The organism is Ruegeria sp. AN6 (assembly GCF_056540425.1).
In genome coordinates this window covers 165,231-179,856 of the sequence record NZ_JBQFWR010000007.1, presented here as the reverse complement: position 1 = coordinate 179,856, position 14,626 = coordinate 165,231, and the positions used below count along the sequence as shown (strand labels likewise).

Annotated in this window: 15 protein-coding genes; 8 read left to right on the top strand and 7 right to left on the bottom strand. The window is 54.4% G+C overall.

The features are described from left to right. The first annotated feature begins 4 nt into the window (after positions 1-4). Entirely contained in the window at positions 5-430 is a 426-nt protein-coding gene (locus tag ACR0MQ_RS13170) for a MarR family transcriptional regulator (RefSeq protein ID WP_170477091.1), read from the top strand. A 61-nt stretch (positions 431-491) separates the two neighbouring features. On the opposite strand, the gene ACR0MQ_RS13165 is transcribed toward ACR0MQ_RS13170, so the two are convergent. Next, positions 492-1,658, bottom strand: a complete 1,167-nt coding sequence (locus ACR0MQ_RS13165) for an amidohydrolase family protein (protein ID WP_480608656.1) — start codon at positions 1,656-1,658, stop codon at positions 492-494. 224 nt (positions 1,659-1,882) lie between these two features. Between ACR0MQ_RS13165 and ACR0MQ_RS13160 the strand changes: the two genes are divergently transcribed. After that, the gene (locus ACR0MQ_RS13160) at positions 1,883-2,686 is read left to right on the top strand and encodes a ferredoxin--NADP reductase (RefSeq protein WP_480608654.1); all 804 of its coding nucleotides are present in this window, start codon (positions 1,883-1,885) and stop codon (positions 2,684-2,686) included. A 69-nt stretch (positions 2,687-2,755) separates the two neighbouring features. On the opposite strand, the gene ACR0MQ_RS13155 is transcribed toward ACR0MQ_RS13160, so the two are convergent. Continuing rightward, on the bottom strand, positions 2,756-3,523 hold the full coding sequence (locus ACR0MQ_RS13155; RefSeq protein ID WP_480608652.1) for a copper chaperone PCu(A)C: 768 nt from the start codon (positions 3,521-3,523) through the stop codon (positions 2,756-2,758). A gap of 54 nt (positions 3,524-3,577) precedes the next feature. Here ACR0MQ_RS13155 and ACR0MQ_RS13150 point away from each other — a divergent pair, with 54 nt between their 5' ends. The 6 genes from ACR0MQ_RS13150 (at position 3,578) to ACR0MQ_RS13125 (ending at position 9,636) form a co-directional block, all read left to right on the top strand. After that, positions 3,578-4,948, top strand: a complete 1,371-nt coding sequence (locus ACR0MQ_RS13150) for a hypothetical protein (protein ID WP_480608650.1) — start codon at positions 3,578-3,580, stop codon at positions 4,946-4,948. Between the two features lie 90 nt (positions 4,949-5,038). Further along, positions 5,039-6,331 carry an ABC transporter substrate-binding protein gene (locus tag ACR0MQ_RS13145; protein WP_480608648.1) on the top strand — a complete coding sequence of 431 codons (1,293 nt, stop codon included), beginning with the start codon at positions 5,039-5,041 and terminating at the stop codon, positions 6,329-6,331. Positions 6,332-6,361: 30 nt separating this feature from the next. Continuing rightward, a complete protein-coding gene (locus ACR0MQ_RS13140; RefSeq protein WP_170775385.1) occupies positions 6,362-7,288 on the top strand; it encodes a branched-chain amino acid ABC transporter permease in 927 nt (308 codons plus the stop codon). After that, the gene (locus tag ACR0MQ_RS13135; RefSeq protein WP_170775383.1) at positions 7,288-8,229 is read left to right on the top strand and encodes a branched-chain amino acid ABC transporter permease; all 942 of its coding nucleotides are present in this window, start codon (positions 7,288-7,290) and stop codon (positions 8,227-8,229) included. The genes ACR0MQ_RS13140 and ACR0MQ_RS13135 overlap by 1 nt, the downstream gene beginning before the upstream one ends. Then, complete coding sequence (locus ACR0MQ_RS13130; RefSeq protein WP_170775381.1) at positions 8,217-8,948, top strand: ABC transporter ATP-binding protein; 732 nt, start codon at positions 8,217-8,219, stop codon at positions 8,946-8,948. Before ACR0MQ_RS13135 ends, ACR0MQ_RS13130 begins: the two co-directional genes overlap by 13 nt. Then, complete coding sequence (locus ACR0MQ_RS13125) at positions 8,941-9,636, top strand: ABC transporter ATP-binding protein (RefSeq protein ID WP_170543561.1); 696 nt, start codon at positions 8,941-8,943, stop codon at positions 9,634-9,636. The genes ACR0MQ_RS13130 and ACR0MQ_RS13125 overlap by 8 nt, the downstream gene beginning before the upstream one ends. A gap of 127 nt (positions 9,637-9,763) precedes the next feature. Here ACR0MQ_RS13125 and ACR0MQ_RS13120 read toward each other — a convergent pair whose 3' ends face one another. Genes ACR0MQ_RS13120 through ACR0MQ_RS13100 form a run of 5 tightly spaced genes read right to left on the bottom strand, consistent with a single transcriptional unit; the run spans position 9,764 to position 14,561 of the window. Then, positions 9,764-11,242 (bottom strand): aldehyde dehydrogenase, encoded by a 1,479-nt coding sequence (locus ACR0MQ_RS13120; RefSeq protein ID WP_170775379.1) that lies wholly within the window; start codon positions 11,240-11,242, stop codon positions 9,764-9,766. Positions 11,243-11,250: 8 nt separating this feature from the next. After that, positions 11,251-12,285 (bottom strand): LLM class flavin-dependent oxidoreductase, encoded by a 1,035-nt coding sequence (locus tag ACR0MQ_RS13115; protein ID WP_010442631.1) that lies wholly within the window; start codon positions 12,283-12,285, stop codon positions 11,251-11,253. A 3-nt stretch (positions 12,286-12,288) separates the two neighbouring features. Beyond that, a complete protein-coding gene (locus ACR0MQ_RS13110) occupies positions 12,289-13,212 on the bottom strand; it encodes a flavin reductase family protein (RefSeq protein ID WP_480608645.1) in 924 nt (307 codons plus the stop codon). Beyond that, positions 13,199-13,990, bottom strand: coding sequence for an alpha/beta fold hydrolase (locus tag ACR0MQ_RS13105; RefSeq protein ID WP_480608643.1), 792 nt, complete (start codon positions 13,988-13,990; stop codon positions 13,199-13,201). The genes ACR0MQ_RS13110 and ACR0MQ_RS13105 overlap by 14 nt, the downstream gene beginning before the upstream one ends. Further along, positions 13,962-14,561, bottom strand: coding sequence for an amino acid synthesis family protein (locus ACR0MQ_RS13100; RefSeq protein ID WP_480608641.1), 600 nt, complete (start codon positions 14,559-14,561; stop codon positions 13,962-13,964). Before ACR0MQ_RS13100 ends, ACR0MQ_RS13105 begins: the two co-directional genes overlap by 29 nt. Between the last annotated feature and the right edge of the window lie 65 nt (positions 14,562-14,626).

The following is a 14,626-nucleotide window of genomic DNA, read 5'->3' as shown; positions in this document are numbered from 1 at the left end:
ACTTATGTCAAACAGCGTCGATCCCTACCATCTTGAAGACCAGGTCGGATATCTTTTGCGGCTGGCCAGTCAGCGCCATTCGATCATTTTTCAGAACCGAATTTCCAAAGATCTGACGCCGACGCAGTTTGCCACGCTGATCCGGGTGGCCGAGAAGAAAGAGGTGTCGCAAAATCAGCTGGGCCGACTTGCAGCAATGGATATTGCGACGATCAAAGGGGTGGTTGACCGTCTGAAAGCTAAGGGGCTTTTGCGCGCGACCGCCGATCCCGGTGACAAGCGCCGATCTATCATCTCATTGACCGAGGCGGGCGCTGAGTTAATGGAACAGCTTTACGCTGACGGGTTTGGGATTTCGCATGAAACCCTCGCACCTCTCAAGAAGTCCGAGCAAAAGACGCTTCTGGCATTGCTCAAAAAGATAACCTGACCTTCAAAGATCGCGTTGCCCGCATATTGCGCCAAACAACCCAAGTCACCGAAAATCGAGCTTACAAAATACGTTCCGGCAGGCGTTGTGCGGGCGGTGTGTTGCGAGAACGTTCCGAGCAGATCTCGCCGTCAATGATCGTCATGCCAACACCCGGCAGGTTCCCCTGCGCGACGCTTTCAAGCATGTTTTTTCCGGGCGCGTGCTGCGCTTGGTCCAGAAGGACGAAATCGGCGCAACGACCCTTTTCAATAAGACCCACATCCAGATCTCGCTGCCGTGCCGTGTTTCCGTTTCCAAAGCAGAAAGCGATCTCAGCAGGGACGTTGCCAAAGGCCGACAGCATGGCGATCATCCTTAGGATGCCAAGGGGCTGTACGCCTGACCCTGCCGGCCCGTCGGTGCCCAAGATCACCTGATCCAGTTTGCCTAATTCGCGCGCGGTGTTCACCGTAAGCACCGCGGCGCGCTCATTGCCGTTATGAACGATTTCAAAGGCTTGCTTGGTGCAGATCTCACAAAGGCAGATGATCTGATCATCCGGCAGCGCCGAATGACCTCCGTTGATGTGCCCGATCACGTCGGTACCTGTCTCGATCACCATATCCGCGTCGATGAGGCCGGACCCGGGGATGGATGGGCCACCCGTGTGGATCGTGGACTGAATCCCATATTTTCTGGCCCATTCGACCATCTGGTTTGCGGTTTTGCCGTCCTTGACCGAACCCAAGCCGACTTCGCCCAGATATTTCACTCCGGCGTTGGCCAGTTCGGCGAAATCCTCCTCGACCATGCCATGTTCGATGACAGGGGCGCCGGCATGGACCTTGACACCGGAGGGGCGAAAATTTTCATACCAGCGTTGTGCCGCGATCGACATCGCCTTGAGGCCGATCACATCTTTGGGTCGCCCCGGCATATGAACCTCTCCGGCCGAGATCATTGTGGTCACCCCGCCGTTCAGAGTGGAGTCGATCCAGTGGAGTTGTTGCTGACGGGGCGTGTAGTCACCTACCACCGGGTGCACATGGCTGTCGATCAGACCGGGGGCAAGCGTCACACCATGGGCGTCTACGATGCTGGTTGCGTCGTCGGTATCGAGGTCCTTTTCATTGCCCCATGCGTCTATCTTACCATCTATGGCAATCAGACAATCGCCATCAAAAATCGGTTCTTCCATTTTTCCTGACAGGATCATGCCGATGTTCTTTATGACAAGTTTTTCCATAAGATCCTCCCACTATTCATTAGTATACGAATATAATTAGCAGGCATGCGTCAAGATAATTCTGGGGCGAGAGGCATTCTTCACAAATCAATTGACAGGATATTCCATTACCTCATAATCATTAGCATACTAATGAAATGAATGGCCTGATCTAGGTGACTTATAAAGAATACCTAAGGGTGAGGCATCTAGCCGCTTTCTTGGTGGCAACAGGAGGTGATCTGATGGCGCTCGATTCCAAAGAGACAAAGTTCCCGATCCCGGCGGGTGTATTTGCCCAGACCGTAACTGAAGTGCAGCACTATACTGATCGGCTGTTTCGGTTCCGTATGACGCGGCCTGCATCTTTCCGCTTCCGGTCCGGTGAATTTGTGATGATTGGCCTGCCAAATGCCGAGAAGCCTGTGTTCCGGGCCTACTCTGTGGCGTCTCCCAGTTGGGATGAGGAGTTGGAGTTTTATTCGATCAAAGTTCCGGATGGCCCGCTCACCGAGCATCTGCAAAATATCAAGGAAGGTGACACAATATTAATGCGCAGAAAACCAACGGGCACCTTGGTGAACGATGCGTTGTTGCCTGGCAAACGGCTTTGGATGTTTTCTACAGGTACGGGATTCGCGCCCTTTGCCAGTTTGATCCGAGACCCCGAGACCTATGAGAAGTTTGATGAAATCATCGTCACCCACACCTGCCGCGAAGTTGCTGAACTCACCTATAGCAAGAACCTGGTTGCGTCTGTGAAGGACGATCCGTTGTGCGGAGAGTTTGCGCATGGCCTGCGCCTTTATGCCACCACCACACGCGAAGACTATCCATTCATGGGTCGCACTACCGATCTAATGACCAATGGCAAACTGTTTGAAAACCTAGGAGTTCCGCCTATTTCGCCAGATACCGATCGGGGCATGATCTGCGGCTCAATGGATATGCTCAAAGATACCAAGGCTCTACTCGAGGGGTTTGGTCTGGTCGAGGGGTCGAACAGTAAGCCAGACACGTTTGTTGTTGAGCGTGCTTTTGTCGATTAATAACAACTGCTTGTGTTCTGCTTTTCTGTGATTCACTGAAGGCTTGTCACTTGCCAAAGGCAATCCGCATCATAGTGTAAATCTATAGGTTACCGAGATGGGTGCGCCATTGGACATGTAAGGGCGGTGGTCGTTAGAGTTCAGCGCAACAGTTAATTCATAATCGCCGGGCTTCAGCGCTCCGACCTGAAAGCTGTTTTCGTAAAGTCGGCCAAGCTTCAGGCCGTTCAGATAGATGTGGGCGTGACCCTGACCGTCGATATGCGGTGTGCCGTCCTCGACAAGGACAAATTCGAAGTTTTTGACGCTGATTTGAACGGCAAATCCGTTAGTACTGACCTGCGGATCCTGAACCAGCGCGATCGTCGGGCTAGGTGAGATTTCGATGCCGTTGGCTTTGCTATGGTCCATTGACGTCATACTGCCGGTTGCCTCTGGGTTCAGGATGCGAGTCACTACCTCGCTGCCATCGTCAAACGTGAGCGCCAGCGAATGATAAGTGCCTTCGGGAAAGCTTCCGTCGGGCACTTGCAACATGATATGGGCCCCGTCCATTGCCAGTTGCGCCGGATCGCCGCCAGGCACTACAAGTGGTTTGTCATGGCCAGGGTTCATTAATGACGTGTGGGCTCCAGATGGCGACGTGACGCTTTGAAGAATGCGAGGGTCACCGTCATTTTGCAGCTTGAGAGTGACCATGAACAGCGATCCCGACGTCCCCATCGGCGCGGCGCGCCCGTCGCTGACCTTTACAGAAGATTGCGGCGTACCTGCGAATATGTAGGCGAAACCCAACGCGGCCGCGATACCTGCCACAGCGAACCAGCGTTTGCTCATCTGACTTGCCTCCTTGCAAGGATTTGTGTGTATGCTAACGAAGTGAAGTTGATTGTGAAGTCATTTCTAGCGTTAATTTGCGCCACTATGGTTGCGGGACCAGCCTTTGCCCATGCTGCCGATCAGGGTTTTGTGCTTCTTTTGCCCACCACCGCCTACATCACTGGTGGTACTGCGACTGTGGCTGCGACAATCCTGCTGCTTGTTTGCCTGAGACCAGGGCAGATTGAGGTTATACTGCGGCCCATTACATTGCCTCTCAAGCGCGGTCGAGGCCGATGGTGCAACTGGGGTCAGATCGCAGCCTCCCTTTGTCTGATGTTGTTGATCCTGATTGGTCTAAGGGGCCCAACGGACCCGCAAGCGAACCTCATGCCTTTGGTGCTGTGGACCATATGGTGGATGTTGCTTTTCATGGTGCAAGCGCTGATCTTCGATGTCTGGAAATGGGTTAATCCCTGGCCGGGCTTGCACCGTCTGTTGGCCCCAGATCACAAAGCACCTCTGACACTTGCAAAAAAACTTTCGATTTGGCCGGCTGTTGTTCTTATGGCGGCGTTTCAGGGCTTTGTTCTTGCCGATGCAGCACCAAACGATCCGGGCAGGCTTGCGAGTTTCGCGCTTGGATACTGGGGTTTTACAGTACTGGGTATGACCCTTTTTGGGCGCAAATCCTGGCTTGGTCAGGTCGAGTGCTTTTCGGTCTTGTTCGCACTGATCGGCACAATCAGATCGGTGCGCGGGGCGGCATTTGGCGTGCCGGGATGGCAAGTCTTTCACGGTAATCAGTTTGATCTAAGCCATGCGGTCTTTGTAATAGTTATTCTCGCATCCGGCAGTTTCGATGGCCTCTACGAGACCTTCTGGTGGCTGGATCAGTTAGGGGTCAATCCCTTGGAGTATCCGGGGCGAACCGCGATGATCTGGCCGACGACGCTTGGCCTCTACACCAGTATGCTACTGCTGACGTGTATTTTTGCGCTCGCCGTTTACTTGGGAACGGTACTGGTGAACGAGACCGCTTCCTTCAAAATAGCCTTCATCCGCTTTTCCATCACCTTGCTGCCGATTGCGATCGGCTATCATTTTGCCCACTATTTCGTGACATTTCTGGTTCAAATTCAGGTTGTAGTCGCAACACTGGCCGATCCTTTTGCGCTTGGCTGGAATCTGTTCGGACTAGGCAGCCGCCCCGTCAGGGTCGGGTTTCTGACGGTTCCAGACTCTGTGAAGACCATCTGGCTCACCCAGGCCGGTGTCGTTGTATTGTCGCATGTTTTGGCCGTCATCTTGTGCCACAGGACAGCTGAGGCTCTTTGCACATTCCGCCGGGACATTCTGCTGTTGCAATTGGGTCTGTCTATCTTGATGATTTTCTATACGATTTTCGGGCTGTGGCTGCTTTCCAGCCCGCGCGGAGCCTAAAAAATGTAGACAACTCGTTAGTATACATACAAACTGATCAAAAAAGAGAGGCGAAACATCGCCCTAAAAACAACAGAGGAGATGAACGCCATGACAAAGACTTCAAAGATCAGTCGCCGTAGTACACTGCTTGGTCTCGGGGCCGGTGCAAGTGCTCTGGCCGCGGGTGGGGTGTTGCCTGGTTCTCTTGGTTTTGCGCAAGCGCAAAGTTCGGCGCCGATCAAAATCGGATTCCAAAAGCACGCGACTGGCATTGGCGCTGCATATGGCCGCTGGTATGACGTGGCAACTAACGCCGCTGCTGCGCGCATCAACGAAATGGGCGGCATCAATGGTCGCCCGGTCGAGATCATCACTGAAGACGACGCAACCGATCCCGGGCGTGGGGCTGAAGTGCTTGAGAAATTTGCCAACCAACACGAGGTAGACGTCGCTTTCGGTACCTTGTTCAGCCATGTGGTAATTGGCTCTGCGCCCCGCGCGGGCGAGTTGAAACTGCCTTATTTTGTTGTCTCCGAAGGTCACCATGTCGCCAGCGGCATGCTGAATCGCTATACGCTGCAACCAGGTATCACTGATGTGAAAAGTCAGGTTATTTCGATGGCACCCTTCGTCGCCGACAATCTGGGTAAGAAGGTCACGATGATTTATCCTGACTTTGCTTTCGGCCATGATCATCGCGACTTTTTCTCGCAAGCGATTGAGGCGCAGGGGGGCGAAGTTGTTGCGAAGATTGCGATCCCGCCCACCGAGACAACCTTCACCCGCTATTTCCCAAGCATCCCGCGCGAAACCGAAGTGATCTATCATGTGATGGTGGGCCCGGCAGTGCTGACATTCGTCAAAGAAATGGGCGAGTTCTTCGGGCCCAGCCGACCCGAGATTTTTGGTTTTATCGACAGCCTTGAAGCGGTTGATATACAAAGCCCCGGGCTTGAGTTCCTCGAAGGCACGTATTTCTGGGAAGGCATGCCGCGCTATAAGCAGGCCAACGAATCGGAGGCGGCCTCAGCCTATCGTGCGGCAGTTGGCGTGAATGACAGTGGCGCTGCGATCAATGACCCGGCCAATGTTGCCACTTACGCTCATATGTTCGGGTGTTGGGAAACGATGCATATCATTAAAGCTGGTATGGAAGCAGCGGACTACCAAGGGCCTGCAGATCGCTCCAAACTGATCGAAGCGGTCGAGGCGATGACTGACATGCCGGAATCCATCGAACATCCGCAGGGTGAAAAGGTCTTTAACGGCAAGACCCATCAGACCTTTGGCAAACAGTATATCTCAAAGGTTGGTGATGGCCGTCTTGATGTGGTGCATACCGCGTCAATCGAGGATGGCCTTTATGAAGATGAGGTGGATTACACCACGCAATCCTTCTGATCCCGACATTAGGCAAAAGCGAGACTGGGTATGGACTTCGGGCCTCACCTGATGCTCGCCTCCATCGAGGGGGCGGTCATTTCGGCTATTCTTGTGCTGACGGCAATGGGGCTCAGCATTGTGTTCGGCGTCATGCGCGTTGTGAATGTCGCCCATGGCGAGTTCTTCATGCTGGGTGCGGTATTTGCCTGGGCGGTAAGCACGATGATCGGCGGCCATGCTGGTTTCGGTTTCGTGGCTGCCCTGCTTATAGTGCCGGTTTTGGTCGGCTGCATTGCGGCGGGGGTCGATCAGCTGATCCTAAAGCGGATCGACTATGACGTGGACCGGACCATCGTAGCCACGATTGGCGTACTTTATATTGTGCAGCAATCGACGCTGATGCTGTATGGACCCGAGGCGCGGCCCGTCGCGCCACCGTTCAACACTCGCTTGGCACTGCCCTGGTTCGAATTTGGTGCAGATGGATTCCAAATGATCTGGCCCTGGGGGCTAAGCGTGACGACCTACAAGCTGTTCGTGATAGTTGCGGCGATTTCCGTGTTGGGGGTGCTTTGGTTTGTGCTGACGCGCACCAAGATCGGATTGATCATGCGTGCAACGCAGCAGGATCGCGAGATGGCTCAGGCCTTTGGGGTGCCGGTCAATCGTGTGTACTCCTGGGTGTTTGGCCTGGGTGCAGGGCTGGCAGCACTAGGTGCTGTGTTAGTGGTTCCAATTCAGCAGGCCCATTATCTGATGGGCGGAGATCCATTGTTGCTGGCGTTTATAGTGGTAATCATTGGCGGTCTCGGAAGTTTGCCCGGCACTGTGATTGCAGCGGTGCTGATCGGAATGAGCGATGGCATTATCTCGGTCTTTTTCTCGCCGACTCTGGCCAAAATCATCGCGACCTTCCTTGTCGCAATGGTGCTTGTGTTTAAGCCGCAAGGCTTGATGGGGCGGGTGGCAGCCTGATGACGGTGTCCAGAACAACCGCTTTACATATCGGCACCTTACTTGTGCTTATCGCATTGTTCTTCGTGCTGCCCGCATATCACGTCGGAGCCTTCTCGCGGATCATGGTGCTTGCGATTTATGCGATCGGGTTCAATCTGCTGTTTGGCTATACCGGCCTGCTGAGCCTTGGCCATGCCATGTTCTTTGCCGCCGGAATGTACGGGTTTGGACTGAGCATGAATTTCGGCGGACTGACAGTGCTGCCAGCTTTTGCAGTTGGCGTCCTTGCTGCCGGGTTCTTGGCTCTGGGTGTTGGTTTTCTGGCGCTGCGCACTATCGGTGTCGCGTTCATGATCGTGACGCTGATGTTTGCTCAAACTTTCTATCTCGTGATCCTGTATTTCGGAGAATACACGCGCGGTGACGAAGGCTTCATCATTCAACAGGCCCAACGCAACCTCGCTGGGATTGACCTGACAACGGAAACGGCGCGTTACTTCGCTGCATTTACCCTTTTCGCCATCTGCTTTCTCGCCATGGCGCGTTTGGTGCAAAGCCCATTTGGAAAGCGACTGGTTGCCATACGGGAAAACGAAGAGCGAGCCCGGATGTTGGGATATGACGTAGGGCGGCTCAAACTTGCTGCGCTAGTTGTATCTGGCCTGTTTTCAGGCGTCGCAGGCGCCGCCTACGCGATGCTGTTCGGCTATGTCGGTGCAAGCTTTGCTGCGGTGCATTATTCCATCTTCCCGCTGCTGTGGGTTTTGCTGGGAGGGGCCGGAACCACGATCGGCCCCCTCATCGGCGTTATCTTTATGTTCTATCTGATCGACATTTCTAGCAGTTTCACCAACGCATATATGCTTGTTGCCGGTGTTGCTTTGGTTCTGCTGACCCTGTTCGCCCCCCAAGGTATTGCGGGCACAATACGCAAGAGGGCTGTGTCATGGTTGCCGTAAATATCCTTGAGACCAAAGGCCTGACTAAGATCTATGGCGGGCTCCAGGCCAATACTGACATAGATTTCTCTCTGCGAAGGAATGCAATTACAGCGTTGATAGGGCCAAACGGCGCGGGCAAGTCGACATTTGTTGGAATGGTTAGCGGGCGGACTGCACCAACCCGCGGCAGTGTTTCATTCGAAGGTCGGGACATCAGCCAACTGCCCGCACATAAACGCATGCAACTCGGCATGGCCTATACGTTCCAAATCACTTCGATCTTTCCCGGACTGACGGTTGAAGACAACGTCGCCCTTGCTGCCGGCCGCAGGCTTGCGCATGACAAAGTAGCCCATGCTGAAAAGACGGCTGCTGTGCTGGATAGAATTGGATTGAAGGATCGCGCTGGCCAGGTCGCCTCGGACCTCAGTTATGGTCACCAAAGGGTGTTGGAAATTGCCATGGGTCTGGCGCAGGATCCCAAGCTTTTCATCCTTGACGAGCCGACCCAAGGTCTGGCCGAAGGTGAAGTTGAAGCGTTTGTGGCGCTCATGCGGACGATGGCCGAAGAGACTACGATCCTGCTGATCGAGCACAATATGCGGGTGGTTGCCGAAACCGCTGATCATGTTGCGGTGCTGGATCAGGGGCGCCTTCTGGCATCAGGTACCTTTGACGAAATTCGCGCGAACGCTGCCGTGCAATCCGCCTATTTGGGGGCGCCCGCCGATGTTTGAGGTCCAGAATATCCACACCGGCTATGGCAAGGTAAAAGTGCTGTTTGGCGTATCGTTGACCGTCAGTGCAGGGGAAATTCATTGCCTGATGGGCCGCAACGGGGCGGGTAAAACGACATTGCTGAAAGCAATCATGGGGCAACTACCCCTGAGCCAAGGTGAGGTCATCTTGGATGGCGAACGCCTCAGCGGCCTGCCTGCACACCTCGTGCCACAACGTGGGATCGGCTATATCCCGCAGGGACGGCGGCTTTTTCCTGAGCTTACGGTTTCAGAGAACATCGAAATGGGCCTTTTGGCGCGGGGTGAAGGTGCAGATACACGAGATTGGGTGCTTGAACTCTTTCCCCGGCTCAAGGAACGTCTGAGCCAAGTCGCCGGTACACTTTCAGGAGGTGAACAGCAGATGTTGGCCACAGCCCGAGCGTTATGCCTGCGCCCCAAGGTACTGCTTTTGGACGAACCGACCGAAGGCTTGCAGCCTTCAATGATCGAACAGATCCGGCAAGTCGTGGTTAAAATGAAAGCAGAAGGCTACGCTATCGTCCTTGTGGAACAGCGTATCGATGCGGTTTTGTCGATTGCTGACCGGATCACCTTTATTGAAAACGGCCAAGATCGTGTGACTGTCCAACCCGCAGATGTCGCAGAAGATCAGACGATCCTTACACGTTACCTCGGTGTCTAACAGCATCGACCCAGATAAGCTTCTGTAGATTTTTCTGGATTTGGGTCGAAATCATCGCTGTAAGCGGTGCCTACTCCGTCACCAATCCGTCAGAAGTTGGCTCAAAAAATTCCAGTTCATATAAATGTCAGCGCATGGTGAATGGATTGGCCATTGCCGCATCTGACGTATTGATCCAGGTGGTTTTGGTTCTCGTGTAGTCATAAACCACGTCAATCCCGGCCTCTCGCCCATAGCCGGACTGATTAAACCCACCAAATGGGGCAATGGGAGAGACTGCGCGATACGTGTTCACCCAGCAAATCCCTGCTTTGAGCCGTCCTGACACACGATGTGCACGGGCGACGTTTTGGGTGAATACCCCCGCGCCGAGCCCATATGGCGTTTCATTGGCGATTGCGATGGCTTCCTCTTCCGTATCAAACGGGATCAAGGACATAACCGGGCCAAACATCTCAACCTTCAGGGTCTCGATGTCGGTATTGGGGCATTCCACAAGCGTCGGCGCCATATAGTTGCCAGCGCGCTCCAACCTGCTTCCACCAAAACGGATACGCGCGCCCGCGGAACGGGCGGCATTTAGCGCGGCCTCTATTTTCTGTATCTGCGCTGACGTACAAAGAGGTCCGATTTGCGTATCGGGCGCAAGAGGATCGCCGACAGTGACGCCCTCCATTTTGGATTCAATCAGAGATACGATCTTTTCAAATACCGGGCGGTGGACAAGCCCACGACTACCAGCCACACAGCTTTGCCCTGATGCGCCAAAATTTCCTGCAATCAATCCATTCGCGGCACCATCGAGATCAGCGTCATCGAAAACGACCATCGGGGATTTCCCCCCCAGCTCAAGCGAGGTAACCGCGAAATTTTCGGCCGAGTTGCGAACGACATGACGTGCGGTTTCCGGCCCGCCGGTAAAGGCGATACGGTCTACATCCGGATGGCGCGTCAAGGGTATGGCGCAGTTTTCGGCATCACCAGTTAGGACCGATACAACGCCAGGCGGAAACCCGGCTTTTTCAATGAGACGGGCAAATTCAAACAGAGGCGCAGGAGCGATTTCTGAGGCTTTTAGTACAACAGCACAGCCCGCAGCCAGCGCCGGTCCCAACTTGGTTGCGGTCAGGAACATCTGTGCGTTCCAGGGGACGATCGCGACCACAACGCCGATCGGTTCGCGCTGGGTAAACGCATGCATGTCGGGTTTATCAATCGGCAGAACTGCACCTTCGATCTTGTCTGCCAGTCCCGCATAGTAGCGATAGTAATCCCCGACATAGGCGGATTGCGCCGCGGTCTCAGCCAGCAGCTTGCCGCTGTCGGTGGTCTCGATGCGGCCGATCTGTTCGGCATGCTCCTCGATCAATTCTGCCAGACGATACAACAGCTTGCCACGCTGAGTCTGGGTCATGTCGCGCCATGCAGGGTCGTTGAGGGCCCGGCGAGCGGCACTGATCGCGCAATCAACATCGTCGGGTGCCGCACAGGCAAAGGTGGCCCAATGTATTCCGGTGGCGGGGTTTTCCGAGGACATGGTTTGCCCTTGGGCACCGTCGGTAAATTCCCCGTCGATGAAAAGCTGGTAATGTGGTTTCTGGTCCATCTCTTCCCTCACTGGAATGCTGGCATGACGTCGTCGATAAAGCGGGCAAGCGAGGCGCGCTTACGCTCAAAACTCATGCCGCTGTCGATCCAGAATGAGAACTCATCATACCCTAAATCTTCGTAGCGTTTGATCTGATCAATCACCTCAGTTGCGGTTCCGACCGTCAGATCACGCCGCAGGTTTTCCGGGGCCATCAGCGTGTTGGCAGCGATTTCTTCTGCGGTCAGTTGTTGGATCAAACCTTGTTTCACTGGCCGCTTGTTCTGGAACCATGCACCAAAATAGCAATAAAACCGCGACAACTCTTGTGCAGCTAAATCTACATCGGCTGCATCTTTTCCGACATATGTGTGGTGCAAGAGCATGATTTTGGGGCGTGGCCCAGCATACCCTTCACAAGCGTCATTGAAACGGCCGACCAGACTCTCAATCTCTTCCATCCCTTGCCAGAGTGGGGTGACTTGGATGTTAAATCCATTGTGAACGCCAAATTCATGGCTGTTGGGATCACGCGCGGCGATCCAGATTGGAGGCCCGTCTTTCTGAACAGGTTTCGGCGCAGAGGTCGTTGCGGGAAACTGAAAGAACTCTCCTTCATGTGCACAATCGCCAGCCCATAGTTTGGGGATCAGGGGCACCAACTCGCGCATACGTTGCCCGGCCTCCCACGCGTCCATACCCGGCATGAGACGTTCGTATTCATAAGAGTAAGCACCGCGCGCGATGCCAAGTTCGATCCGGCCACCTGTAATCAGGTCCGCCGATGCAGCTTCGCCTGCCAGTTTGATGGGGTGCCAGAAAGGGGCGATGACTGTACCGGTCCCAAGTTTCACATGGTTGGTGTGATTGGCGAGGTTGACCAGTTCCAACAAAGGGTTAGGGGAAATGGTGAAATCCATTCCATGATGCTCACCCGTCCAGACCGCGCGCATTCTGGCGTCATCGGCCATTTTGCACAGCTCGATGAAATCGCTGTGAAGATTTTCCTGGCTTTGATCAGGGGTCATGCGTTCCATGTGCGCAAAAAGCGAAAAATCCATGGATCAGTTCCTTTCAATCAAGCTATGAACATCGCCGCGATCCGCATTGCCAAGGTAAAACCCAAAGCTGTTCGTGCGGGATTCGAGCGCAAATCGCTGCATCATGTCGGCAATCGCGGAGGTCGTGTATGAGAGGGTCGGCAGGGCATCGGTTGGGATGGGTTGCAACGAAGTTTGTTCGGTTTGCACGCCACTGTGGGCCAGAAAGTAAACATGGTGGGTCTGGCTTTGCGCATCGTCATAGACAGAATAAACCGGGCCAAGCTCGACGGGGCTTCCCTGCAATGCGAGGGCGTCGGTCAGGTCCTGCCGCAGATTGCCAATGTCGCTTAGGCTGATCTGAGGCGGTCGGTATCCATCGTCAGTGAGTTCCAGCAAAACGCAGTCGTTTGAGTTAATAATTGCGCCACAAGTTGTTGTGCCACCATTCCGGTCCATCGCGGAGCGTTCGAGGCCAAGGCTGAAATACTGCCCGCCGGTATATCCAAGCCCAAGGGCGTCGGATTCAGTGAACGCTTGCACTTCTCCGATCAGGATTTGGTGGTCCCCTGCAGGCAAGGATTGCCATGTGCTGCAAGAAAACTGAGCAATAGCCCCATCGATCAACGGAATGCCGTTCAGATCGAGCGTATGGGGGACCGCGGCGAAACGATCTCCGGTGAAACTGGCGAATGTATTGGATACTTCTTGCTGCCCCTCGGCCAGAATACTAATGGCGAAGTGACTACAGTTCGAGAACTGGTCAAAGGTCGACAGAAACCGACCCGGACAAACCAGAAGCAGAGGCGGATCAAGCGAGACCGACGAAAAGGAATTGGCGGTGAAACCGCAAAGTGTTCCGTCATTTGCACGGCAGGTCACCACGGTCACGCCCGTCATGAAACGGCCAAACGCGCTGCGTAGGGTGCGGGGATCAATCTCTGCCATGAGTTGACTTTCTAGCAAATTCCAGCAGCGCAGAATTGACTTCGGCTGCATGTGTCATGGGCATCATGTGCGCAGCGCCTGTGATTATTTGGGCTTTTCCTTTCGGGGTAAGCGAGGCCATGGTTTCAGACATCTCGGGTGTCGAATTGGGTTCGGCGCTCCCCGTCAGGAAAAGTGCGGGGCAGGTCAGCGCAGAGAGCGTGTCGATATCTGGGCCATTTTCATGCGCAAATATGCTGTAGGCTCTGCGGTAGGCCATCGGGTCGACGTTTGTGAGCCAATTTCTGCAAACCTCTTTCTCGATGACATCTGCATCATCACCGAACCAACGGGCCAGGGTAGGCGTCGGGTCAGCGCCTGTTTCCGTGTCCAAAAGAGATGCGCGCGCTTTTACGGCTTTGGCGGCTGTATCACTTCGATTGTATATGGCATTCAGTGCCGCCACACCCAGCACCTTTCCCTTATGTCGCGCAGCCAGATCCAGTGCGATCATGGCCCCCATGGAATGACCAATGACGATTGCCGGGGTATCCAGGCCGGATGCAATCGTATCTGTATAACCCCGGAGGTCTTTTGCTCCGGCTGGTAAGGCGCTTGCGCCATGGCCCGGCATGTCCACTGCGGTGACACGGAACATTGACGACAAGGTGTCCAGTTGCGCGTTCCATGCTTCGGCCCGAAGCCCGACACCATGTATCAACAGAACCGCAGGACCGTCACCTTGGCGGATCGCGCGGAGGCGTCCGAAATCAGACCGCGGCCGGGTTGTCCAGATCATGGCCCAAATCCTTCAAATCCTGATAGCGATCTCCAATCCTATGATGCGGGCGTCCACCGGTAGCTGCTCCCAGCACCACCACGATCTCGTCATCCCGCGGAGCATCAGGGATCGAGAATTGGATGGTGAGGTAGTGTGATCGCCGGCCTGCATCGTTTTTGTCCATCAGCGGAACCATGATCGGTGCATTGGCCGTTCCGCGTGTATTGGTAAATGCCAGATAAGATTTGGCGCCGACCGCCTCACGATAAAAATTGCCGAAGCGCAGCGTATGAATTAGCCCCGAGGCATGTTCGACCTCGCCGTTCAGACCAACCACGGCGGCTTTGCCATAAGCTTCGATTGCATCTCCGCCGCCGGCCAGGGTGATCATCCGGTTGGTCATCATCTCTCCCAAAACAGGGCCATAAGCTTGTATTTCGGGTTTCAGGTCCTCAACAAACCGCCCCGCCCACGGGTTTTTGACAACAGCGGCAACAGCGAACATGCGCCAAGGTTGTTGTGTTTCTTTGAAACCTTCGATGAGAACCTCTTCATCATAGGTCATGATCTTCCGTATCTCGGGGCGCATAAATTTCTCCTGTTCGCTACCCGAGAAATTCAGAGATTACACCGATTTTGACAAACGATTGATTT